Origin of the sequence: Mycobacterium szulgai, assembly GCF_002116635.1 — a bacterium.
Lineage (GTDB): Bacteria > Actinomycetota > Actinomycetes > Mycobacteriales > Mycobacteriaceae > Mycobacterium > Mycobacterium szulgai.
Genome location: NZ_LQPW01000007.1, coordinates 54,206 through 77,210 on the forward strand (window position 1 = coordinate 54,206; position 23,005 = coordinate 77,210).

The window sequence follows — 23,005 nt, forward strand, 5'->3', positions numbered from 1 at the left end:
GGGATTTGAGTGTGTACTCGCGGCGGGATCTGGGCGATTTATCCGCCCTGGTAACCCACTGAAAGCCTTGAGCACACGGGCTAGTCGTACACCGGTAGCCACATGGTGTCCACGATGGCCTGCTCGACGTCTTCGTGCGTTCTGGTCGCCACCCCGTCGGCGACGGCGGCCCGGTAGACCGCCTCGGCGACGGCCTTCGAGACAGCACGCAGGTCCTGCACATCCGGTAACAGGGAGTCGCCGGGCCGCGTCGGATTGGCAAGCAGTGCAATGGCTTTGGCCGCTGCCTGCAACATGCCCTGGGTGAGCAACCGGGCGCCCGCGACGATGACGCCCAGCCCGATGCCGGGAAACACCAGCACGTTGTTGGCCTGGCCGATGGTATAGGTGGTCTCGTTGTAGTCGACTGGAGCGACGGGGCTGCCGGTGGCAAGCAGCGCCTTGCCCTTCGACCAGGACAGCACGTCGGTGGGCATGGCCTCCATCCGCGACGTCGGATTGGACAGCGGGAAGATCATCGGTCGTTCACACGATGCCGTCATCGCCTCGACGACTTCCTGGGTGAACGCGCCGGACACCGCTGAGCAGCCCAGCAGAACGGTGGGTGAGGCGAGCTTGATGGCATCGAGCAGCCCCACGCGCTGCTCAGCGGCCACGCCCAGCCGGGCGCGGTTCTTCGCGTAGGGAACCTGGAAGTCGCGCAGGTCTGGCATGTCGTCGAACAGCAGTCCCGGCCGGTCTATCGCCCAGATCTGCGCGGTGGCCTGCTCGGCGGTCGCGCCGTCGGCCACCATGGCGTCGCGGATCTGATCGGCGACACCGATGCCGGCGGTCCCGGCTCCGAACACAATCACGCGCTGGTCGCGCAACGGAACCCCGGTGGCCTCCGACCCGCCGTCGACCGCGGCGACCACCACTGCGCCGGTGCCCTGCACATCATCGTTGAACACGCAGTACTGCTGGCCGTACTTCTGCAGGATCATCCGCGCATTGGCCGGGCCGAAGTCCTCGAAATGCAGCAACGCCCGCGGAAACATCTGATGAGCGGTCTCGATGTAGCGCCTGATGAAGTCTTCGTATTCGGCGCCGCTGCGCCGCCCGTGCCGATTGCCCAGATAGAACGGGTCCTGCAGCAACTGTTCGTTATCGGTGCCGACGTCCAGGGACACCGCCAGGGTGCGGCGGGGATCGATGCCCCCGCCGGCGGTGTAGAGCGCCAGTTTGCCGACCGCGATCTGGATGCCGCCCACGCCCCAGTCTCCGATGCCCAGGATCGCTTCGGCGTCGGTGCAGACGATCAGGTCGATGTCATCGGGTCCCTGACCGAGGGTTTCGAAGGCCGCGGCGATGTCGTCGGGTTCGTCGATGCTCAGAAACAGGCCGCGCTGGCCACGGTATTCATCGGAGAAGCGCTGGATCGCCTCGCCGACGGTGGGTGTGTACACGACCGGCATCAGTTCCGGGAGGTGGTCGGTCAGCACCTTGAAATACAGCAGTTCGTGCCGGTAGTGCAGCTGCTCGAGCAGCAGGTTGCGGCCCAGATCCGTAGCGAGGCTCTGCAATTGGTGCCAGACCCGGTCGGCTTGCTGGTCCAGGGTGAGCACCGCCGACGGCAGCCGGCCAACCAGGCCCAGTCGTCGCCGCTCCTCGTGGGTGAACCCGACCCCCCGGTTGAGACTTGGCGTGGACAGCGCGGCCGGGAACCTGGGCACGCAGGCGTCGCTCATCACAAACTCCGTCCGTGACTTGGATGTCAAGTCACGGTAGCGCCGATTCCGGTGAACGCGCGGCCGCAACGTCGCAAACACATGACTGCGGCAGGTCTCGTGACCACCGTCGTAGCTGGGCCCCACGCTTGCGCTTCATGTGCTGTGCGTAGACCTTGTCGCGCTGCTCGGGCGAGAACGCCAGATCAAGGTTGACCGGCAATCCCGCCCAATCCACCAGGTCGGGTGCCGACGCGTCGTCCCGCTCCCGGCAATGTATGGGGCATACAGCGGTCACGGCGTACATCCGTCCATCGAGTGCGCAATCTCTTGGGTGAATAGTGCGCCGCGGATGTTTCAGGTGCGGACGTGCGATGTTTCCCGTCTATTACGGGTGCCTCTAGTAGGCGTCAGTAGACGTCACGGTGGTAGCGCTTGTCCGCGCTGAGCGATTGGACGTACGCCGCGGCGTCGTCGGCGTCGAGGTGACCGTGTTCGGCCACGATTTCGCAGAGCGCGCGATCGACGTCCTTGGCCATCGGATCGGCGTTGCCGCAGACGTAGAGCTGGGCCCCTTCTTGCAACCATTGCCACAGCCGGGCCCCGCGTTGGCGCATCAGGTGCTGTACGTACACCTTGTGGTGCTGATCCCGGGAGAATGCGAGATCCAGTTCGGTGAGCAAGCCGTCAGCGTGCATCGCCTCGATCTCTTCGCGGTAGTAGAAGTCGGTGGCCGCGTGCTGCTCGCCGAAGAACAGCCAGTTGGGTGCGGTGTGGCCGAGCGCGCGCCGTTCCTGCAGGAAGCCGCGGAAGGGGGCGATCCCGGTTCCCGGTCCGATCATGATCATCGGGGTGTGCGGGTCGCTGGGCACCCGGAAGTTCTTGGACGTCCTTACATAGACCGCGATCTCATCGCTGGGGGAGCGGTCGGCCAAGTATGTCGAGCACACCCCGCGCCGCGGCACACCCTGAAAGTTGTACCGCACCGGCGATACGGTCAGGTGCACTTCGCCGGGGTTCTCCTTGGGGCTGGACGAAATCGAATACAACCGCGGCTGAAGCGGTTTGAGCACGTCCAGCCATTCGTCGACGGACGCCGCGACCGGTGCCATACCGAGCAGGTCGACCGATTGGCGGCCCCACGACCAATCGGCCAGGGCCGCTTTGTTTTCCGGCTTCATCAGCTCGGCAAGCTCAGCGGCGGCACCCGCGTGGTGGGTGCGTTGCCGCACGAACCGCAGCAGATCGGGGCTGATGTGGGCGATTTCGAAGCGGTCAGTGAGTGCGGCGTGTAACGGCATGGAACCGAAGCCGGCGATCTCCACCTCGGCGTGTCCATCCAGTCCGGTCGCCGCCAGCCATTCCTCGACGAACCCGTCGTTGTTGCGCGGCCACACCCCCAGCGAGTCACCGGCCTCATAGCTCACTGTGCCCTCGGGAACGTGAAACACCAGCTGTCGCACGTCTTTTGCCGACCGGGGGCGGCTCAGCGTGGTGTTGCGGACCAGGTTGGTCACCAGGGGCCGCTTCTTGGTGTAGGTGGCGATCGAGGGCCGGCTCGGGGCGACGAGCGCGGTGGGCTGCGGCGCGACCGGGTGGGTCAGCGCGCACCGGACATCGTCGAGCCATTGCGCGGCGGTGTCCGCGTAATCGGGTTCGCAATCGGCGCGGGCGATGATGCGGGTGGCGCCCAGCTCGGCCAGGCGCTGGTCGAGCTTGCGTCCGTGTCCGCAGAAGTCGTTGTAGTTCGAATCGCCAAGTGCCAGAACGGCATAGCGGGTGTTGGGCAGCCGCGGAGCGTTCTCGGCGCACAGCGCCCGCCAGAAGCCGGCGCCGTTGTCGGGTGCATCGCCGTCACCGGTGGTGCTGGTGATCAGCAGCAGCTCGCTCACATTGGGCAGGTCCGTCACCGGGAAGTCGTCCATGCCATGCAACGCGACCGGCAACTGCGCCTCGGCGAGCTTGGCGGCGATGTCGGCGGCAAGCTCTTCGGCGTTACCGGTCTGGGACGCCCACAACACCACGAGTGGTGTCTGTTGCGTTGTCCCTTCGGTTGTCTCGCCGGCGATCGGCGCAGCCAGCGATGGCGACGGCTGAGTGCGGGAGAACATCCCGGCTAGCAGACCGTCCACCCAAAGCCGGGTGTTGGAATCGAACGGGGCACTCAGCGGCAGGGTGGGCACGCCTGAGTTGTGCCGGCCGACTTCCGAACGCAGCCCGGCGATCACGCCAGCGAGGTAGGCCCGGCCCATCGGACCGAACTGCGGCATGGGTTCGTTGGCCAGCCCGAGGATTTCGGCCAGCGCGTCGACCTGCGACACGCTGAACTCCTCGGTGTCGGGGGCAGCGTCGGGCACTGCCGGGGCGGGATCAGCGGCGCTGACGACCTTGGTCATGGTGACCGCGCAGGCCTTGTATTCCGGTTGGCGCGACACCGGGTCGACGGCGTCGTTGGTGACGGCGTTGATCGAGAGGTACTCACCGTACGCGTCGTTCCAGTGGAAGGGTGCAAAGCAGTTGCCCGGCCGCACCCGGTCGGTGATGACGGCGGGCAGTACGGCGCGGCCGCGACGGGAGGCGATCTCGATGCGATCGCCCGCACCGATCTGCAGTCGAGCTGCATCGTCGGGATGAATCTCGACGAACGGCCCCGGGTTGAGCTTGTTGAGCTTGGCAACCTTGCCGGTCTTGGTCAGGGTGTGCCATTGGTGGGGCAGGCGACCGGTGTTGAGCAGGAACGGGTAGTCGGCGTCGGGCATCTCCTGCGGCAACAGGTGCGGGCGGGCGAAGAACGCCGCGCGTCCCGTCGCGGTGGGGAAAGCCAATCGCGGCACACTGCCGTCGGCACGGACCAACAGAGTTTGGCTGACGCCGTCATTGAGATAGCGGATCGGGTTGCGGTCACTGGTGCTCTCCGGCGGGCACGGCCATTGCAGCGGAGTCTGTCGCAGCCGGTCGTAGCTGACGCCGCGCAAGTCGTAACCGGTCTGGGGGTTCCAGAACCGCTTGATCTCTTCGAACACCTCCTCGGCGGACTCGTACTGGAATGCGGCGGAAAATCCCATCTCGCAGGCGATCCGGGCGATGATCTGCCAGTCCGGCAGGGCTTGGCCGACCGGATCGACGGCCTGCTGGAACAGGGTCAGGTTGCGCTCGGAGTTGACCATCACCCCGTCGGATTCCGTCCACAGCGCGGCCGGCAACACCACGTCGGCGTACTCGTTGGTCTCGGTCTGCAGGAACGCGTCCTGGGTGATCACCAGCTCGGCCTTCTCCAGGCCGGCCAACACAGTCTTGCGATTGGCAACGGTGGCAACGGGATTGGTGCACATGATCCAGCAGGCCTTGATCTCACCGTCGGCCATGCGGGAGAACATGTCGATCACGCCGTCGCTGACGTCGGTGCGCAACGAGCCGTGCGGAATGCCCCATTGGTCCTCGACGAATTCGCGGTCCTGCGCCGAGGTCACTGCCCGCTGACCCGGCAAACCCGGTCCCATATAACCCATTTCGCGTCCACCCATTGCGTTGGGCTGACCGGTCAGGGAGAACGGGCCGCTGCCCGGCCGGCAGATCGCCCCGGTTGCCAAGTGCAGGTTGCAGATCGCGTTGGTGTTCCAGGTTCCGTGGGTGCTCTGGTTCACGCCCATCGTCCAGATGCTCATCCAGTTCGCCGATTCGCCGACCCAGCGCGCCGCCGTGCGGATGTCTTGCTCAGGGATTGCGGTGATTTCGCTGACCCGCTCGGGGGTGAACTGCGCCAGGAAGCTCGGCATCACCTCCCAGCCCTCGGTGAACTCGGAGATGAACTGCGGGTCCGTTTGCTCATTTTCAACAATCTGCTGTAGCAGCCCGTTCAGCAGGGCCAGATCGGTGCCGGGCGCGATCTGCAAGAACAGGTCCGCCTTCTCCGCGGTCGCGGTACGGCGGGGGTCGACGACGATCAGTTTGGCGCCGGCTTTGACCCGGTCCATCATCCGCAGGAACAGAATCGGGTGGCAGTCGGCCATATTGGCGCCGATGACGAAGAAGACATCGGCATGATCGATGTCCTGGTACGAGCCCGGAGGCCCGTCTGCGCCCAGCGATAGCTTGTAGCCCGAACTGGCGCCGGCCATGCACAGTCGTGAGTTCGATTCGATCTGGTTGGTGCCGATGAATCCCTTGGCCAACTTATTCGCCAGGTATTGGGCTTCGATCGACATCTGCCCGGACACATACAGCGCCACAGCATCTGGGCCATGTTCGTCGATGACGGCGCGTAACCGCTTGGCGCATTGGGTGATGGCGTCGTCGGTCTGAACCGGCTCGAGAGATTGACCGCGGTCGGTCCGCAGATACGCCGACTCGGCGCGGCCGGGTGCCGCCAAAAGATCCGCGGTGGTGTTGCCCTTGGTGCACAACCGGCCGAAGTTGGCGGGATGACTTTTCTGCCCAACCGAATTGGCGATGTGACGACGGCCGCTTTCGGGATCGGTTGTGATCTGCAACACCATTCCGCAGCCCACGCCGCAGTAGGCGCACATCGAGTGCACGGTGTCCGAATCGTGCTTCGCAGTCACACCTACTCCTTTCTCGGCGCGCAACCATCTATGCGGTGAATCGTGCGACAGGGATGTTTCAAGACAAGAGAGCCGAGGTTTCAGGCGTTTTACGTACTTCTCGCGGCGGCCCCGGCGCGGCGGTGCGCCACTGGAAACCGGAGGAAAACAAGTCATCCAGGTCGTCATCGACCAACTGAACTGTGCCCAGATTACCTACGATTCGACCGTCGCCAGGGGCTACACCTGGGGCTTTGACCAAACCTGGGGGACATTCACAGTCTTCGCCAAGTCCGCTGCGGGCCTTGGTTAAGCTCGCGGCGTGCCCTGTCGGCTGAGCGCGATCGCGTTGATGGTGATCCTGGCTGTTGCCGGCTGCGGATCCAAGACGCCGGCACCGCCACCGGCGCAGCCGGATAAGTGCAAGGAATCCGATGGTCCGACGGCTGAGACAGTGCGCCAGGCCATTGCGGCCGTGCCGATCGAGGTCCCCGGTTCCAGGTGGGTCGAGATAGCTCGGGGACATGCCAAGAAATGCCGCCTGTACTGGGTACAGATCATCCCGACCATTGCCTCGGAGTCGACTTCCCAGCAGCTGTTGTTCTTCGACCACAACACCCCGCTGGGCTCACCCACCCCTAATCCGAAGCCCTATACAACGGTGCTCGCACCCGCTGATGACACCGTGACGGTCCAGTACCAGTGGCGCGTTGGCAACGACCAGGAGTGCTGCCCCACCGGCAGGGGCACCGTGAAATTTGAAATCGGGTCGGACGGCAAGCTCAAAGCGCTTGGCGCCATACCGCATCAATAGCCGCCCGCACGTTTCAAATACGCAACCGAACGTTTCAAATACGCAACAAATTGACGCCCGCCTTCAGGGTTTCTACAGGACTTCTACAGCAGGTTCCTGCTGCTCCGGGCATGCTCGGCGCGCCGAAGCCTGGCACTCTGGAAAGTCCATGTCGGACAAGGACGGCCACGCACGGGGCCGCGAGCAAGGAGGGTGATGGACCAGCAGATGCTGCTGCAACGCGACGAATCGCCGCGCAGTTCAGGGCACGACTTGAGTTCCACCCACCCGGTTAATCACACTGTCGCTCACGGCCACTCGAACGCTTCGACGAAGCGCCGCAGTGGCTCGCGTCACATCTCACATTGGGACCCTGAGGATTTGGTGGCGTGGGAGGCCGGTAACAAGACGATCGCCCGGCGCAATCTTTTCTGGTCGGTGGTGACAGTCCACCTCGGTTATTCGGTGTGGACACTCTGGCCGGTGATGACGTTGTTCATGCCGCAGAACATCTATGGGTTCTCGGCCGGTGACAAGTTTCTGCTCGACATCGTCGCCACCTTGGTGGGCGCCTGTATGCGCACGCCCTACTCGTTGGCCACCGCGATCTTCGGCGGCCGCAACTGGGCGATGTTCTCGGCAATGGTGTTGATATTTCCGGTGATTGGCGCGATGGTCTTGTTGGCCAACCCCGGTCTGCCGCTGTGGCCGTACCTGGTGTGCGCGGCGCTCACCGGATTAGGTGGTGGAAATTTCGCGGCATCGATGACCAACGCCAACGCGTTCTACCCGCACCGCCTCAAAGGCTCGGCACTCGGAATCGCCGGCGGCATAGGCAATCTCGGTGTGCCGGTGATCCAGCTGGTGAGTCTGGCGGTCATCGCGACAGTCGGCGACGGCAAGCCCTACCTGGTCTGCGGCCTGTACGCGGTGCTGTTGTCGATCGCCGCGATCGGGATGACACGGGGCATGAACAACCTCGAGCAGTACCGGGTCAAGGTGACCCGGCTGCGGCCGATCGTCGGCGCGGTGCTTTCCGCCCCGGACACGTGGTTCCTGTCGCTGCTGTACCTCGGCAGCTTCGGCTCGTTCATCGGGTTTTCGTTCGCCTTCGGCCAGGTGTTGCAGACCAACTTCATCGCTTGCGGCCAAACCATGGCGCAGGCCACGCTGCACGCCGCCGAACTGGCTTTCGTCGGGCCGCTGCTGGCCGCGCTGGCCCGGGTTTTCGGCGGCCGGCTGGCCGACCGGATCGGCGGCAGCCGCCTGACCCTGATGGTGTTCATCGCCATGACGCTCACCGCCGGCCTGCTGATCAGCGCGAGCTCTCTGGAAGACCGGCACCACCACGCGCTACAGAGCGGCTCGCACGCCGGTCTGGCCGTCGTCGGTTACTTCGTCTGCTTCATCGCGTTATTCATCTTGTCCGGCGTGGGCAACGGATCCGTCTACAAGATGATCCCGTCGATCTTCGAAGCATGCAGTCGCTCGCTGGACCTCGGCGAGACCGAACGGCGCGAATGGTCACGCGTCATCTCCGGCGTGGCCATCGGGTTCGTCGCCGCCTTCGGCGCCCTCGGCGGGGTGGGGATCAACCTGGCACTGCGCGAGTCCTACGTCAGCACCGGCACCGGGACGTCGGCGTTCTTCACCTTCATGTTCTGCTATGCCGGCGCCGCACTGCTGACCTGGAAGAAGTACGTACGCCGACCGGCACTAAGCCTTGCCAGTGAGAGCCCGGCCGCCCCGGCCCTGCAGCCGGCTGAACTCGTGACCTCCTGAGTTCAGTCGGGCAGGTTTTCTGGGTGCAGCATCTCGGCGTAACGCAGCGGCTCGGGGATACCGAATCCGTCGACCAGCGTTTTAGCGTGCGGTCGCAGTAGCCGGCACCGGTCGTTGATGCCGCGGGTGACGGCCTTGGCGCGCTCGGTGGACAGGTAGCGGTGCTCGATGTACCACGCCTTGTCTTCCTCGATCACCGACAGGGCGTACAGGTCGCACAACAGGCCGAGCAGCTCGCGGGCCTGTTCGTCGGGGCACGACTCGATCCCGGCGACGAACGCTTCAAGCACCACGCGGTCGATGTGGGCCGAAGCGGCGTGCAGCACGTGATCCTGCACGGCATTGAACGCGTCGAAGGCCGACAGCTCCTTGGATTTGCTTTGCAGCCGGCGCGCCACCGAGGACAGCAGATAATCCTCACGCTCCTCGAACATGTTGACCTGGGTGCCGCGGTTGAACAGGCTGCCCTCTTCTTCGCTGTCCTGCCTGGCGTCCACGATCCGTTGCATAATCGCCTCTGCCGCAGTGCGTTTCCGTACCCGGTCACTGACGGTGTTGGCCGCGAAACGCACCCACTCGACCGGACTCATGCTCTTGATGTCGTCGGCGTATGCGGTCAACAGCTCTTTGGCCACCAGCTGAGTCAGCACGTGGTTGTCACCTTCGAAGGTGGTGAACACGTCGGTGTCGGCGCGCAGTGCGATCAACCGGTTCTCGGCCATGTAGCCCGCGCCGCCGCAGGCTTCCCGAGCCTCCTGAATGGCCCGCGAAGCATGCCACGTGTTGGCCGCCTTCAGCCCGGCGGCACGAGCTTCCAGCTCCCGCTGCTCCTCGGCGTCCACCACGTCTGAGGTCTGTAGGTCATGACATTTGGACACCAGCTCGTTCTGGGCGAACTGCAGCGCGTACGTTTTCGCTATCAACGGAAACAGCCGGCGCTGGTGCACCAGGTAGTCCATGATCAGCACTTCGCTGTCATCGTCGGGTGCGTTGAATTGCTTGCGCTGCAATGCATATCGAGTAGCGATGTCGAGCGCCACCTGGGTGGCGGCACCCGCGCTGCCACCCACCGTGACGCGGCCGCGGATCAAGGTGCCGATCATCGTGAAGAACCGGCGGTTGGCATTGTCGATCGCCGAACTGTAGGTGCCGTCCGGTGCGACGTCGCCGTACTTGTTCAGCAGGTTCACCCGCGGAACACGGACATGGTCGAACATGATTCGCCCGTTGTCGACACCGGGCAGCCCGCCCTTGTAATGGCAATCCGACGTGGTGACGCCCGGCAGGTCGTTGCCGTCCTCGTCGCGGATCGGCACCAGCAAGCAGTGCACACCGTGGTTGACCGGCTTGCCGTCCTCGTGCGTAATCAGCTGTGCGAAAACAGCTGCAACCGTCGCGGTTTCGGCCGCGCCGCCGATGTAGTCCTTACGTGCCGTCGGGGTCTCGGAATGGATGACGAACTCTTCGGTCTCGGCGTCGTAGGTGGCCGTCGTCTCCAGTGACTGAACGTCGCTGCCGTGGCCCGTCTCGGTCATCGCGAAACAACCGCGCAACTCGAGGTCGATGATGTCCTGCACGTAGTCGTAGTGGCGTTCGGTACCCAGGTTCTCCACGGCGCCGCCGAACAAGCCCCACTGCACGCCGGCCTTGACCATCAGGGACAGATCCGACTGGGCGAGCATCTGGATCATGGTGATCGCCGCGCCGACGTTGCCGGTGCCGCCGTGCTCCTTGCGGAACCCTTCGTCGGAGATGCCTGCGGCAGAGATGACCTTCATCTGTTCGAATACCTTGGCGCGGGCGATGACCGTGTTCGGGGTGTAGTGCGGCCGGAATTGTTCATGCTGGAACTTTTCCCGCGTCTGGTTCTTCACGTCGCGCCAACGCCCGTCCAGTGCGTCGCGCAGATGATCGGCAGTACTCGTCGTGTTCGGCACCATGTATTCGACCGTAACCCGCCGCCCAGCGCGGTGGGAGGAGCCCTGGACAAACCGGTAACAAACCGATGCTGCCCATCGGTACTGTCGAAGTCGAGGGCCGGGAGACGCCGAGCCTCGAGCCTAAAGGCCGAACGGGACAGCGATGCCGCATTACTTGGCCGCATTGACGGTTGTGCTGCTGCTGGGCACAGTGCTGGGCCGAGTCGCCCTGCTACGCAGAACCGGCACTCGTGCAATGCATTTCGGAAGTATCGACAAGTCCGATTTCTTGATACCGCCGGTGGCGCTGTTCTACTTCTACACGGTGTTCGCTGCAGCGTTCGGTTGGCCGTTGGTCAGCAGCCAAAGGTTTTTTCGGTCCACGTCCCTGGCCTGGCTTGGAGTGGCGCTGTGCCTGGGCGGTATCGCAGTTCTGGTGCTCAGCCTGGTGGCCTTCGGTAACAGCTTCCGGGTCGGCATCGACGTCGAGGGGTCCGGCCAGTTGGTGACGAGCGGCATATTCGCCGTCAGCCGAAATCCGATCTATGTCGGCTTTTTCTTGTTTCTGGTAGGTCAATTCTTGGTGTTTCCCAACTGGATTCCGCTGTGCTACCTGTTCGGTGGTACCTGGTTGTTCAACCGGCAGGTCCTGCGGGAGGAAGCTTTCATGCGCGAGCGTTATGGCCAGGAGTACGTCGAGTACTGCAGCCGTGTGAGGCGGTATCTATAGCGGCGAGAGAGTGCGTTTAGATAGCGCCATGTCTCAGTCAGATACCGGGTCAGATGCTGGCGACGCCTACGACGTCGGTCACACCCATTCCGACGTCAGCGGGGGTTGGTTGCGCGCCGCCGCCTTCGGCGCGATGGACGGACTGGTCAGCAACACCGGCCTGATCGCCGGTGTGGCCGCCGGGGAAAGCACCCATACAACCATGGTCAGCGGCATCGCCGGCCTGCTGGCCGGCGCGTTCTCCATGGCGCTCGGTGAGTACACGTCGGTAACCACTGCCAATGAGCAGATCGACTCCGAGGTGCAAGTCGAGCGCCGTTTCCTGCGCACCCACCCCCACGCCGAACGCGCCGAGCTGGTCGACCTGCTCGTCGAGATGGGCATGACCGAGAAGACCGCGCAAGCCGCCACCGACGAAATCCACCGCGACGAAAACCGAGCGGTCAATTTCCATATGGTGCAGGAAATCGGCCTCAATCCCGACGAGAAGCCGTCAGCGTGGGTGGCCGCGATCTCGTCCTTCCTGATGTTCGCGGTTGGTGCGGTCATCCCGCTGCTTCCCTACCTGGTCGGGCACGGGTCGCTGCCGCTGGGCCTGATTTTCGGAGGGGTGGGCCTGCTGATCGCCGGCGGCCTGACCGCCCGATTCACTCGGAAATCGGTGTGGTGGACGGCGTTTCGGCAGCTGTTCCTCGGCACCGCCGCCGTCGCGGCGACGTATCTGGTCGGATTGCTTGTCGCCGCAGTGATGTGATGCAGGCGCTGGGAAGACTGCTGGCGGCCTGCTGCTTGGCGGCCGCGCTGTGCCTGGCGGGATGCGGCCGGACGGGGTCGCACACCAACACAGCAGCCCGGCCGATTTTGACCTACCTGGGCCAGTCGCTGCTGGCCTCTGATACCACCTTCGGCGGCACGCCGATCGGCGGCTTGTCGGGCATCAGTTATGACAGCGGCCGCCAGATCTATTACGTGATCAGCGACGACTACTCCGCGAAAGCTCCCGCCCGGTTCTACACCGTGCGACTTTCTTTGTCGGACAAGGGAATCAGCGACATCAGCTTCACCGGCGTACATCCGCTGCTGGACGTTTCCGGTCAGCCGTTCCCGCGCGAGAACCTGAGCGTCACGCCGCCCGTGGTGCCTCCGGACCCCGAGGGCATCGCCTTTGACTCCGGCCGGCAGCGGTTGTACTGGACCTCTGAAGGCGAACGGCTCACCGATCGAGCGCCGATACTGGTCGACCCCTGGGTCCGGATCGCCGCGCTCGATGGCGCATACCTCGGCCAGTTCGCTCTGCCGTCCAATCTGGCGATGTCTGCCCAGCGCACCGGGCCGCGGCGCAACCGGGCACTGGAAGGTCTGGCGCTCACCCCCGACGGCCGGTCGTTGTTCGCTGCCATGGAGGTCCCGGGTTACAACGACGGGCCGCTGAAAGACGACGGCGATCAGGTGCTGACCCGGGTCACCAAGTTCGATGTCGCCACCGGTGAGCCCACGGCGCAATATGTCTACCCGATCGAGGCGCCCAACGTGGGCGCTCAATTCGATGGCGTCTCGGATCTGGTCGCGCTGTCCGACAGCACGTTTCTGGTGGTGGAGCGATCCAATTCGCTACCGCCGGTGATCCGTATCTATCGCGCCGAGATCGGCGCCGCGACCGATGTCCTGGCCAGACCGTCGCTGCCGGGCGGGGCGCTGACCCCGATGCGCAAGTCGCTGGCCTTCGACGTCTCCGCGCTGTCGGTGGCACCGGACCTATGGCCGAGGAACCTGGTGTACAACCTCGAAGGCATCACGCTGGGACCCAAATTGGCCGATGGCCGTCAATCGGTAATCCTCGTTAGCGACAACGACTTTTCACCGATGCAGTTCACTCAATTCCTGTTGCTCGCGATGTAACGACTGGGCTTTGGCGTCGCTGCGCACCGGGTACGGCGAGCGCAGTCGGTATCGGACGAACCCGGCCCACAGCAAGCCGGAAACGACAAGAACGAGCATGTCGAAAACCCACCAGCCGACGTAATGGGCCCATACTTCGTTGCTAGCGGCGAGCTTGTCGACGCGGCGCAGATCGACGGTGGAAGCCGTTGCGGCAAAGCCCCATTGGGCCGGAACGAGCCAGGAGATCTGGTCGTAGCCCCACGTGCCGACCAGCGAGATCAGCCCGCCGGCGAACAGCCCCGACGCCAGGACGGCCGGCACCGCAAGAGGCAGCACCTCGCGCATCGAACGTCCCGCCGATGACAGCGCCAGTCCCACGATCGCCGACACGATCGTGGTGGCGGACACCGCAACGTACAGCTCGACCACGGAATTTTGCAGCAGGACCGCGCCCTGGGTGGGCTTGCCCTTGATGAGCACGACGATGCCGGTGAAGACGGCCGCCTGGATGGCCGCGGCCACGCTGTAGACGATGAGCTTGGCGGCCAGGTAGGCCGAGGTGGACAGGCCGACGGACTGCTCGCGCCGGAAGATGCCGCGCTCGGTAACCAGCGAGCGGAGGGTCAATGCCGTGCCCATGATCACCGCGCCGATGTTGAGAACAGCGAGGATTTCGACGGCTTCATGCGGGTTGGCGCCGGACGGATCGGCGCGGCCGAAGCCCGTCTTGCCGGGAATCAACAGCGTCAGCGCGCCCAGTGCGAACGGCAGCAGCACTAGAAAGACGAAGTACGCGCGGTGGGCGAGCAACAGCCGGGCCTGACGGCGGGCCGCCCACCGGATCTGCCGGCCGAAGCCGAGCGCGGCGGGAAGCCGGTTCGGCGCGGCGACCGACGGCGGTGTCATCGAAACCGACGCCTGTTGCCGGGCCAGGAATTCGCGATGTGCACCGCCGGGATCGGCGTTCATCCGCGCCATGATGTCGGCCCAGTCGGTGGTGCCCATCGCGGCCTCGATCTGCAGAGGCGGCCCGGCGAAGGCCAGGGTTCCGGCAGCGGTGAGCAGCAGCACCTGGTCGCACAGGTTCAAGTAGGCCAGTGACGTGGTGGCTATTACCACCACACAGCCGAGGTCGGCCTGGCGGCGGAGCAGCGCCATCTGTTCGGGTGTCAGGCCGGCCCCCGGCTCGTCGACGACCAGCAACGACGGCCTGGTAACCAGTTCGATCGCCATCGCTGCGCACCGACGTAATTCGGGCGGCAATTTGGCCACCCGCGTCGTGCGGTGCGGGCTGAGGTCGAGTTCGTCGAGAATCTGGTCGACCACCCGGCGGCGATTGTCGGCAGACGTGTTGGGCGGCAGCCGTAGTTCTGCGGCGTAGCCGACGGCTTGTTCGACGGTAAGGCGCCGATGCACGAGGTCTTCGCGTGGCACTACCCCGATTCGCGAGCGCATCGACTCCGGCTCAGCGTGTACGTCGTGGCCATCCACGGTCAGTACGCCGGCGTCCAGCGGGCGGGTGCCGCCGAGCAACTCGATCAGCGCAGAGTTGCGTGCGCGCGAGGGCCCGATGACCGCGATCAGCGAGCCCGGGCGCGCGGTGAACGACACGTTGGACAGCAGTTCGTGTCCATTGACGTTGAGGCCCAGCTGGTATGCGGCCACCCCGATCGTGCGCGCACCGGGTTGCAGCGGCAGGCGATTGGTCGTCGGAGCCACCGTGTCGCTTCGGGTTCCGGTTCCGGCGTCACTGCCGGTATCAGTGCCGGTTTCGGGGCGGGGAGCGCGCAGCTTCTTCGTCGCCACCGACATCCAGTCGCCCAGGCCATGGCCCTTGGAGTCGTCGACTTGAGGGGTTACCGGGGCGGCGGGTCGCGGTACCGGGCCCGTCCCCGTTGCAGATGGTGACGGCCGCGACGGTAACGCCATGGGCCTGGTCGACGCTTCGAACGTCGGCTGGTGGCGTCGGGGTGCCGGCATTTGCGTGGTGGCCGCGTCGCCCGGAGGTGCCGGTGGTCCCGGGGCAGCGGCGAGCTGGAAGGTTAGCCGTGGCCCACGCTGGGGATCACCGATCGTGATCGATTGACCGTCGCGGATCTGGGCCGTCGGTACCCGCGCGCCGTCGGTGAAGATGCCGATGTGGCTGCGGTCGATGGCAACCCAGTGCGTACCGGCGAACCGCAATACCAGATCAGGGGGAGGTTCCGGTCCCGCGTTGGGGTCGAATGGGCCCATGCGGTCCAGGCGGATATCGCACTGGCTGCCGCGGCCCACGATCACGTCGCGACCGGGGGGAAACACGTAGCGCGTGGACCCGACCCACACGGTCAACGGGGAGGCGTGCGGTGTCGCCTCGCTCCGCATGGCCTGCCACCTTCCCGCACTGGTCGATCTCTTGGTACCGAATCAAGTGTCTACCCGTGACCGGGCGTATGCATCCAGCATGCCCGAGCCCTGGGCGAAGCCCGATCAGAGCGTGTTGCGGCCCGGGGCGGCTGCGGCGTTTTCGAGCAGGCGGCGCAGCACGTCGACCGCATCCGCCAGCACCTGGCGGTCGGCCGGTTCGAGCCGGTCGAGTTGAGGTTCGATCGCGGCAGCGCGGTCCGCCCGGACCGCGTTGAGGGTCTGCAGTCCTTGCGGGGTGATGCGGATGCGGACCGCCCGGGCGTCTCCGGGGTCGGCGGTTCGGGTGACCAGTCCGGCGTCCTCGAGGCGGCGGACCTGCGTGGTCATCGTGGGCTGTGAGCAGTGATCTACGGCCGCAAGGTCGCCGATCCGTGCTTCGCCCTGCGCCTCGATAGTGGCCAGCAATCGGGCCTGCGCCGAGGGCAGCGGCATCTGGATGCGCTGCGTGGCCAGCCGGTTGAGCCGCGCGACCACGGCCAGCAGATCCGCACCCAGGCCTTGGTGGGGTTCAGCGGCCTCGCTGTACTTAGCTGTCGCGTAAGAACTCATGCGCACATCGTTTCATAGCTTTGCTATGTGAGACCAATCGTGGTGTCGGTCCGGGAAAACCCGGATGGGTTGGTGTACTGGTCAGACATGGGCCCGGTGCCTGGCACAATCGATGAAGTGACCGCGCCCGGCCCCCTCCCCGCACACCACCGTGGTGGGCCGCTGCGACCTGGCGAACTCGCACAGGCATCGGTTATGGCGGCGCTGTGCGCAGTGACCGCGATCATCTCCGTCGTCGTACCGTTCGCCGCCGGGCTGGCGCTGCTGGGCACCGTACCCACGGGCTTGCTGGCCTACCGCTACCGGCTGCGGGTGCTGATGGCCGCAACGGTGGCCGCCGGGGTGATCGCCTTCCTGATCGCCGGGCTGGGCGGTTTCATGGCGGTGGTGCACAGTGCTTACATCGGTGGGCTGACCGGAATCGTCAAGCGCAAGGGGCGGGGCACGCCGACGGTCATCGTGACGTCATTGATCGCCGGACTGGCCTTCGGCGGGCTGATGGTCGGGATGCTGATGGTGCTGGCGCGACTGCGGCACCTGATTTTCTCCGTCATGACCGCGAACGTCGACGGTCTCGCCCGGTTTATGGGCAGGGTGCACCTGGAGGGTGCCGGCGCGGACTTGAAGCGCGATTTCGCTGCCGCGCTGCACTACTGGCCGTGGTGGCTGCTGGGCTATTTCACCATCGGCATCATGATCGTGTCGTTGATCGGCTGGTGGGCGCTGTCGCGGCTGTTGGAGCGGATGCGCGGAATCCCCGATGTGCACAAACTGGACGCCCCGGACGCCGCCGGCCAGAGCGACGCGATCGGTCCGGTGCCGGTGCGGTTAAACAAGGTGCGGTTCCGTTATCCCGGCGCCGGCCAAGACGCGCTGCGCGAGCTGACGCTGGATGTGCAGGCCGGCGAACACGTCGCGATCACCGGCGCCAACGGATCCGGCAAGACCACCTTGATGCTGATCCTGGCGGGCCGGGAACCGACCGCGGGAACGGTAACCCGGCCGGGCGCGGTGGGTTTGGGCAAATTGGGCGGCACTGCGGTGGTGTTGCAGCATCCCGAATCACAGGTGCTGGGCACCCGGGTCGGTGACGACGTGGTGTGGGGACTGCCGCCGGGTACCAAGATCGACGTGGACCAGCTGCTGAGCGAGGTCGGGCTGGAAGGACTCGCCGAACGCGACACTGGGACGCTGTCCGGCGGGGAACTGCAGCGCCTGGCGCTGGCCGCGGCGATGGCCCGCGAGCCGGCGATGCTGATCGCCGACGAAGTCACCACGATGGTCGACCAGCAGGGCCGCGATGCCCTGCTGGGGGTCCTCTCGGGGCTGCGGAAACGGCATCGCACCGCCCTGGTGCACATCACGCACTACAACAACGAGGCCGAATCCGCCGACCGCACCATCAAACTCAGTGATTCGCCGGACAACACCGGCATGGTCGATACCGAGGATGCGCCGGTGCCGGCCGTCTCGGTGGGTCACCAGGGGCACGCGCCGGTGATCGAACTGCTAAGCGTGGGACACGAATACGGCAGCGGCACACCGTGGGCCAAAACCGCACTGCGCGATGTCAACTTCGTCGTCGAGCAGGGCGACGGGGTGTTGATCCACGGCGGCAACGGTTCGGGTAAGTCGACGCTGGCCTGGATCATGGCCGGGCTGACGGTGCCCACCACCGGCTCCTGCCTGATTGACGGTGAGCCGACGTATGACCATGTCGGCGCGGTGGCGTTGTCGTTTCAGGCGGCCCGGCTTCAGTTGATGCGCAGTCGCGTCGACCTGGAAGTTGCTTCGGCAGCGGGCTTTTCGGCCAAAGATGCCGACCGCGTGGCGGCGGCGCTGAGTGTGGTGGGCCTGGACCCCGCGCTGGGCAAGCGGCGCATCGATCAGCTCAGCGGTGGCCAGATGCGCCGCGTGGTGCTGGCTGGTCTGCTGGCGTGTTCGCCGCGTGCGCTGATTCTCGACGAGCCACTGGCCGGGCTGGACGCCGACAGCCAGCGCGGCTTGCTGCGGCTGTTGGAGGACCTGCGCCGGGAACGGGGTCTGACGGTGGTGGTCATTTCGCATGACTTCGTCGGCATGGAGGAGCTCTGCCCGCGCACGTTGCATCTGCGCAATGGCGCAGTGGAGTCGGTATCCACTGCGGCAGGAGGAATCTCATGACCTCCACGCCGGACGGGACGCGGCGCCAGGCGCGGCCGGTGGTGTTGCTGGTTCCGGTGCCGGGCAAGTCGGCCATCCACGATTTGTGGGCCGGCACCAAACTGCTGGTGGTTTTTGGTGTTTCGGTGTTGCTCACCTTCTACCCGGGACCGATCGCGATCGGGATGGTGGCCGTGCTGGTGCTGATCGCCGCCTGGATCGCACACATTCCCCGCGGCGCGCTGCCGTCGATGCCACGGTGGCTGTGGATCCTGTTGGCGCTCGGGTTCGTCACCGCGGCACTGGGCGGCGGAACTCCCGTGGTCTCCGTGGGCGGCACCGAGCTTGCACTGGGCGGCGCGCTTAACTTTCTGCGGATCACCACGTTGTCGATCGTGTTGCTGGCGCTCGGGGCGATGGTCTCCTGGACGACGAACGTCGCTGAAATCGGGCCTGCACTGGCCACTTTGGGCCGCCCGCTGCGATGGTTGCGGATCCCGGTCGACGAATGGGCGGTCGCGTTGGCGCTTGCGCTGCGCGCATTCCCGATGCTGATCGACGAGTTTCAGGTGCTCTACGCCGCCCGTCGGCTGCGCCCCAAATGGGTTCCGCCGACCCGCAAGGCCCGACGTCAGCGGCACGCTCGCGAACTGATCGACCTGCTCGCTGCCGCCATGACGGTGACGCTGCGCCGCGCTGACGAGATGGGTGATGCGATCACCGCGCGCGGCGGGACCGGGCAGCTGTCGGCGAATCCGGCACGGCCCAAACTCGCTGACTGGGCGACGCTGGCGATCACCGTCTCGGTCAGTGGCGCGGCGATTGCGCTCGAGACCTTCTTTCACCTGAAGGGCTAGCTTTTGTTCCGGCAGCCGCATAATTAGCTGACCTTGGGACGGGAGGCGCAGTTGCCGGCTACTTCGATCAGCCTGAAAGAGCAGATGCTGCGGCGCCGCCCGGTGGGCGGCGCTCCCGTCGCACAGGGGGCCGCAGCAAGCCTCAAACGCAGCTTCGGCACATTCCAGCTGACCATGTTCGGGGTGGGCTCGACGGTCGGCACGGGCATCTTCTTCGTGTTGTCGGAGGCAGTGCCAGAAGCCGGTCCCAGCGTGATCGTTTCGTTCATCATCGCCGGCATCGCGGCCGGGCTGGCGGCCATCTGCTATGCCGAATTGGCCTCTGCGGTACCGGTTTCCGGGTCGTCATACTCTTACGCCTATGCCACGCTGGGGGAGGCGGTGGCCATCTGCGTGGCGGCGTGCCTGCTATTGGAGTACGGAGTCGCCACCGCCGCGGTGGCCGTCGGCTGGAGTGGCTACGTCAACAAGCTGCTAAGCAACTTGTTCGGGTTCCAGATGCCGCAGGCACTGTCGGCGGCGCCGTGGGATTCCCAGCCCGGCTATGTGAACCTGCCGGCTGTGGTCCTGATCGGGCTGTGTGCGCTGCTGTTGATCCGCGGCGCCAGCGAGTCGGCGACGGTCAACGCGATCATGGTGCTGATCAAGCTCGGTGTGCTGGCCATGTTCGTGGTGATCGCATTCAGTGCATTCAACGGTGACCACCTCAGGAACTTCGCTCCCTTCGGCGTTGCCGGGATCGGCTCGGCGGCCGGCACGATCTTCTTCTCCTACATCGGCCTGGACGCGGTCTCGACCGCGGGTGACGAGGTCAAGGATCCGCAGAAGACCATGCCGCGCGCCTTGATCATCGCTTTGGTGATCGTGACCGGTGTGTACGTGCTCGTTGCGCTGGCCGGGCTGGGCACCCAGCCCTGGCAAGACTTCAAAGGCCAGGAAAACGCCGGACTGGCAACCATTCTCGACAATGTCACGCACGGGGCGTGGGCCAGCACGATCCTGGCTGCGGGCGCGGTGATCTCGATCTTCACCGTCACACTGGTCACCATGTATGGCCAGACTCGCATCCTGTTCGCGATGGGTCGCGACGGGCTGCTGCCAACGCGGTTCGCGCGGGTGCATCCGCGCACCATGACTCCGGTCGCCAACACCGTGATCGTTGCGACCGCCGCGGCGCTGCTGGCTGCGCTGGTACCGCTGGACAAGCTGGCCGACATGGTGTCGATCGGCACTTTGACCGCGTTCATCGTCGCTTCTGCCGGGGTGATCATCCTGCGGGTGCGCGAGCCCGACCTGCCGCGTGCGTTCCGCGTGCCGGGATACCCTGTCACGCCGGTCCTTTCGATCCTGGCCTGCGGCTACATTCTGGCCAGCCTGCACTGGTACACCTGGATCGCGTTCAGTGGCTGGGTCGCAGCGGCGCTGGTCTATTACTTGTTGTGGGGCCGCCACCGCAGCGCGCTGAATGGGGATGCGCTTGAGGGGGGCAAGCCGTGACCGTCGTCGTCGGATACTTGGCCGGCCGGGTCGGTCCGTCGGCGTTGCAGCTGGCCGTGCGGATCGCGCGGACGCTGGGCACGGGGCTGACGGTGGCGACGATCGTTCCAACGCCGTGGCCCACACCGTCGCTGGCTCGCGTGGACGCCGAGTATGAACAGTGGGCCGAAGGGCTGGCTGCCGACGCGGCCAAGGAGGCGCAGCGTTATCTGCGCACATTGGCCGACGGCATCGAGGTCACGTATTGCCATCGTGCCCACCGCTCGGTATCGGGCGGCCTTATCGAACTGGTCGAGGAACTCAGCGCCGATGTCGTGGTGCTGGGCTCGTTTCCGAACGGGCGGCGCGCGCGGGTGCTGATCGGCTCGACCGCCGACTGGCTATTGCATTCGTCGCCGGTGCCGGTGGCTGTCAGTCCGCGTCAATACCGTTCGCGCACAGCCCGATTGACGCGCCTCACTTGTGGGTACTCGGCGACTTCAGAATCGGTTGAGGTGGTGCAGCGCTGCGCGGGCTTGGCCAAGCAGTGGCGAGTGCCGTTGCGGGTCATCACATTCGCCGCGCGTGGCCGGACCATGTATCCGCCGGAAGTCGGATTGCACGCCGAGGCATCGGTGCTGGAAGCATGGGCGGGGCAGGCGCGAGAAGTGTTGGAACGGCTGCGAATTGACGGGGTCGTTGACGAAGATGTGCCGCTGCAAGTCGTTACCGGAAATGGTTGGCAGCAGGCGCTGGATGCGACGGACTGGGTGGACGGCGAGATCCTGGCGTTGGGCACGTCACCGCGGGGCGAACTGGCAAGGGTTTTCCTGGGCTCCCGCAGCGGCAAGATCATCCGGCACAGTCCGGTGCCGGTGATGGTGCTGCCCGGCTAGCGGCAGTGTTGTCGATTTCACTTCACCGCATGATGTCGAATCCCGAATGGATTGTCGGCTGCCCGCCGGTGTTTAGCCGGACCGTCCGTTTGAGTAAATGGTGACTCGGGTGCTCAGGCGGTATTCAAATAAATCGCATATTAACAATCGGTGACCGCGAATGATGTTCGTCGGGGCATCCGCATCAGCCACTGCGACTCGGCCGTCGGAGCCATTGATAAAGCGGGAGAAATCGTCGGCGAATTCGTACTGATGACACCGCTGGACCACCCGCCGACAGTCACCCGCTCCTTTTCGGCGCTGTCGGCACTCGGCGCCGGCCGTGCCTACGCGCTTCAATATCGCTGCTAGCTGGGCTTGACGGACATAGCCGCGTTGGCCGGATCCGGATCCTGCCGCGCACATCACGAAATTCCGCAATTGACCATTATTCCGTCAAAGTATGGTGTACTGTGCTTCAGCTCCAGTCGCAAAGCCTTCATCGTGGGCTTTTTGGCCAGCCTATTTGCGTCGTATGCATGGAATTGTTGCTTTTTTTCTAATAGACGGTCATGTGTTGACTAGCTAGGGTGATCGCCAAAGCAGAAGCAGTGCCCTGACGAGACCTCTCCACGCGGCCAGCCTTCAGTCACGAATTCGTGGTGGAAGGAGTGAATAATGCCGTCTCCAAACAGCGCACCCAAAAAGGGCGCGGTGTCGGATCAACCCTGTGTGACGCATGGAACTGCAGTCAAGTTCATGGGAACTCGAGGTGACGGGAAGCCGCAGTGTCGTGGCATGTAGTCGCGGCACCTGAGGCATTGACCGCAGCCTCGGCGGGCTTAAGCGGCATCAGAGAGGCGCTCAAGCAGGCGGAGGCGGCAGCCGCGCCTTCCACCGTGGGGATCGCGGTGGCCGCCGGCGACGAGGTTTCGGCGGCTATCGCGAATCTGTTCGGAACCTTTGCCCAGGATTATCGGACGCTCAGTGCACAGGCGGCACTGTTTCATGACGAGTTTGTCCGCGCGTTGACCGCGGCCGGGGGGACATATGCAGCCGCCGAGGCTGCTAACAGGTCGCCGTTGCAGGCACTTGAGCGGGACCTATTCAGGGCGATCAACGCGCCGACCGAGGATTTGTTCGGTCGCCCGCTAATCGGCAATGGCGCTAACGGCGCGGCAGGGACAGGACAGGCCGGTGGTGACGGCGGGATTCTGTTCGGCAACGGTGGCAACGGTGGATCAGGTGCACCCGGCGGCAACGGCGGGCGTGGTGGGTCGGCGGGCTTGTTCGGTCGAGGTGGTAACGGCGGGGCCGGCGGGTGCACCTGATCCACCGTTGCCACAGC

Annotated in this window: 16 protein-coding genes and 2 pseudogenes; 12 read left to right on the forward strand and 6 right to left on the reverse strand. The window is 65.2% G+C overall.

Annotated features, from left to right (window positions below; translation table 11 throughout):
• Positions 1-80: 80 nt before the first annotated feature.
• From AWC27_RS01750 to AWC27_RS01760, 3 genes are all read right to left on the reverse strand, one after another.
• Entirely contained in the window at positions 81-1,727 is a 1,647-nt protein-coding gene (locus AWC27_RS01750; RefSeq protein WP_085668910.1) for an NAD-dependent malic enzyme, read from the reverse strand.
• A 31-nt stretch (positions 1,728-1,758) separates the two neighbouring features.
• Positions 1,759-2,013, reverse strand: coding sequence for a hypothetical protein (locus AWC27_RS01755; RefSeq protein WP_372516898.1), 255 nt, complete (start codon positions 2,011-2,013; stop codon positions 1,759-1,761).
• A 103-nt stretch (positions 2,014-2,116) separates the two neighbouring features.
• On the reverse strand, positions 2,117-6,232 hold the full coding sequence (locus AWC27_RS01760; protein ID WP_085668922.1) for a bifunctional nitrate reductase/sulfite reductase flavoprotein subunit alpha: 4,116 nt from the start codon (positions 6,230-6,232) through the stop codon (positions 2,117-2,119).
• Positions 6,233-6,599: 367 nt separating this feature from the next.
• On the opposite strand from AWC27_RS01760, the gene AWC27_RS01765 reads away from it, so the two are divergent.
• Together AWC27_RS01765 and AWC27_RS01770 are read left to right on the forward strand one after the other, a co-directional pair.
• Positions 6,600-7,061: an LppP/LprE family lipoprotein gene (locus tag AWC27_RS01765; protein ID WP_085668923.1), complete on the forward strand. Its 462-nt coding sequence runs from the start codon at positions 6,600-6,602 to the stop codon at positions 7,059-7,061.
• Positions 7,062-7,256: 195 nt separating this feature from the next.
• Positions 7,257-8,822: a nitrate/nitrite transporter gene (locus tag AWC27_RS01770; RefSeq protein ID WP_085668911.1), complete on the forward strand. Its 1,566-nt coding sequence runs from the start codon at positions 7,257-7,259 to the stop codon at positions 8,820-8,822.
• 2 nt (positions 8,823-8,824) lie between these two features.
• Here AWC27_RS01770 and AWC27_RS01775 read toward each other — a convergent pair whose 3' ends face one another.
• Positions 8,825-10,762 (reverse strand): acyl-CoA dehydrogenase family protein, encoded by a 1,938-nt coding sequence (locus tag AWC27_RS01775; protein WP_085668912.1) that lies wholly within the window; start codon positions 10,760-10,762, stop codon positions 8,825-8,827.
• 142 nt (positions 10,763-10,904) lie between these two features.
• On the opposite strand from AWC27_RS01775, the gene AWC27_RS01780 reads away from it, so the two are divergent.
• Genes AWC27_RS01780 through AWC27_RS01790 form a run of 3 tightly spaced genes read left to right on the forward strand, consistent with a single transcriptional unit; the run spans position 10,905 to position 13,370 of the window.
• Positions 10,905-11,471 carry a methyltransferase family protein gene (locus AWC27_RS01780; RefSeq protein WP_085668913.1) on the forward strand — a complete coding sequence of 189 codons (567 nt, stop codon included), beginning with the start codon at positions 10,905-10,907 and terminating at the stop codon, positions 11,469-11,471.
• 28 nt (positions 11,472-11,499) lie between these two features.
• Positions 11,500-12,225: a VIT1/CCC1 transporter family protein gene (locus AWC27_RS01785; protein WP_085668914.1), complete on the forward strand. Its 726-nt coding sequence runs from the start codon at positions 11,500-11,502 to the stop codon at positions 12,223-12,225.
• Positions 12,222-13,370: an esterase-like activity of phytase family protein gene (locus AWC27_RS01790; RefSeq protein ID WP_372516899.1), complete on the forward strand. Its 1,149-nt coding sequence runs from the start codon at positions 12,222-12,224 to the stop codon at positions 13,368-13,370. The genes AWC27_RS01785 and AWC27_RS01790 overlap by 4 nt, the downstream gene beginning before the upstream one ends.
• On the opposite strand, the gene AWC27_RS01795 is transcribed toward AWC27_RS01790, so the two are convergent.
• On the reverse strand, positions 13,329-15,716 hold the full coding sequence (locus AWC27_RS01795) for an ATP-binding cassette domain-containing protein (protein ID WP_085668916.1): 2,388 nt from the start codon (positions 15,714-15,716) through the stop codon (positions 13,329-13,331). The genes AWC27_RS01790 and AWC27_RS01795 overlap by 42 nt on opposite strands.
• A 105-nt stretch (positions 15,717-15,821) precedes the next feature.
• The gene (locus tag AWC27_RS01800; protein ID WP_085668917.1) at positions 15,822-16,307 is read right to left on the reverse strand and encodes a MarR family winged helix-turn-helix transcriptional regulator; all 486 of its coding nucleotides are present in this window, start codon (positions 16,305-16,307) and stop codon (positions 15,822-15,824) included.
• Between the two features lie 117 nt (positions 16,308-16,424).
• Here AWC27_RS01800 and AWC27_RS01805 point away from each other — a divergent pair, with 117 nt between their 5' ends.
• The 7 genes and pseudogenes from AWC27_RS01805 to AWC27_RS31755 all read left to right on the forward strand — a co-directional run.
• On the forward strand, positions 16,425-18,470 hold the full coding sequence (locus AWC27_RS01805) for an ATP-binding cassette domain-containing protein (protein ID WP_245846775.1): 2,046 nt from the start codon (positions 16,425-16,427) through the stop codon (positions 18,468-18,470).
• Positions 18,467-19,306: an energy-coupling factor transporter transmembrane component T family protein gene (locus tag AWC27_RS01810; protein WP_083114149.1), complete on the forward strand. Its 840-nt coding sequence runs from the start codon at positions 18,467-18,469 to the stop codon at positions 19,304-19,306. The genes AWC27_RS01805 and AWC27_RS01810 overlap by 4 nt, the downstream gene beginning before the upstream one ends.
• Positions 19,307-19,357: 51 nt before the next feature.
• Positions 19,358-20,803 (forward strand): amino acid permease, encoded by a 1,446-nt coding sequence (locus AWC27_RS01815; RefSeq protein WP_085668925.1) that lies wholly within the window; start codon positions 19,358-19,360, stop codon positions 20,801-20,803.
• Positions 20,800-21,678 carry a universal stress protein gene (locus tag AWC27_RS01820; protein ID WP_085668918.1) on the forward strand — a complete coding sequence of 293 codons (879 nt, stop codon included), beginning with the start codon at positions 20,800-20,802 and terminating at the stop codon, positions 21,676-21,678. Before AWC27_RS01815 ends, AWC27_RS01820 begins: the two co-directional genes overlap by 4 nt.
• 150 nt (positions 21,679-21,828) lie before the next feature.
• The gene (locus AWC27_RS01825; RefSeq protein ID WP_083114147.1) at positions 21,829-22,029 is read left to right on the forward strand and encodes a hypothetical protein; all 201 of its coding nucleotides are present in this window, start codon (positions 21,829-21,831) and stop codon (positions 22,027-22,029) included.
• Between the two features lie 416 nt (positions 22,030-22,445).
• Positions 22,446-22,670, forward strand: a pseudogene (locus AWC27_RS31750) (PE family protein); the annotation flags it as partial.
• Positions 22,671-22,772: 102 nt separating this feature from the next.
• Positions 22,773-22,979: pseudogene (locus AWC27_RS31755) on the forward strand (PGRS repeat-containing protein); the annotation flags it as partial.
• Positions 22,980-23,005: the final 26 nt, after the last annotated feature.

What these genes read in the sequence shown, in the direction of transcription:
- AWC27_RS01750 (WP_085668910.1), bottom strand. Translation starts at nt 1,727, where the DNA reads ATGAGCGACGCCTGCGTGCCCAGGTTCCCGGCCGCGCTGTCCACGCCA.
- AWC27_RS01755 (WP_372516898.1), bottom strand. Translation starts at nt 2,013, where the DNA reads ATGTACGCCGTGACCGCTGTATGCCCCATACATTGCCGGGAGCGGGAC.
- AWC27_RS01760 (WP_085668922.1), bottom strand. Translation starts at nt 6,232, where the DNA reads ATGTGCGCCTACTGCGGCGTGGGCTGCGGAATGGTGTTGCAGATCACA.
- AWC27_RS01765 (WP_085668923.1), top strand. Translation starts at nt 6,600, where the DNA reads ATGGTGATCCTGGCTGTTGCCGGCTGCGGATCCAAGACGCCGGCACCG.
- AWC27_RS01770 (WP_085668911.1), top strand. Translation starts at nt 7,257, where the DNA reads ATGGACCAGCAGATGCTGCTGCAACGCGACGAATCGCCGCGCAGTTCA.
- AWC27_RS01775 (WP_085668912.1), bottom strand. Translation starts at nt 10,762, where the DNA reads ATGGTGCCGAACACGACGAGTACTGCCGATCATCTGCGCGACGCACTG.
- AWC27_RS01780 (WP_085668913.1), top strand. Translation starts at nt 10,905, where the DNA reads ATGCCGCATTACTTGGCCGCATTGACGGTTGTGCTGCTGCTGGGCACA.
- AWC27_RS01785 (WP_085668914.1), top strand. Translation starts at nt 11,500, where the DNA reads ATGTCTCAGTCAGATACCGGGTCAGATGCTGGCGACGCCTACGACGTC.
- AWC27_RS01795 (WP_085668916.1), bottom strand. Translation starts at nt 15,716, where the DNA reads ATGCGGAGCGAGGCGACACCGCACGCCTCCCCGTTGACCGTGTGGGTC.
- AWC27_RS01800 (WP_085668917.1), bottom strand. Translation starts at nt 16,307, where the DNA reads ATGAGTTCTTACGCGACAGCTAAGTACAGCGAGGCCGCTGAACCCCAC.
- AWC27_RS01810 (WP_083114149.1), top strand. Translation starts at nt 18,467, where the DNA reads ATGACCTCCACGCCGGACGGGACGCGGCGCCAGGCGCGGCCGGTGGTG.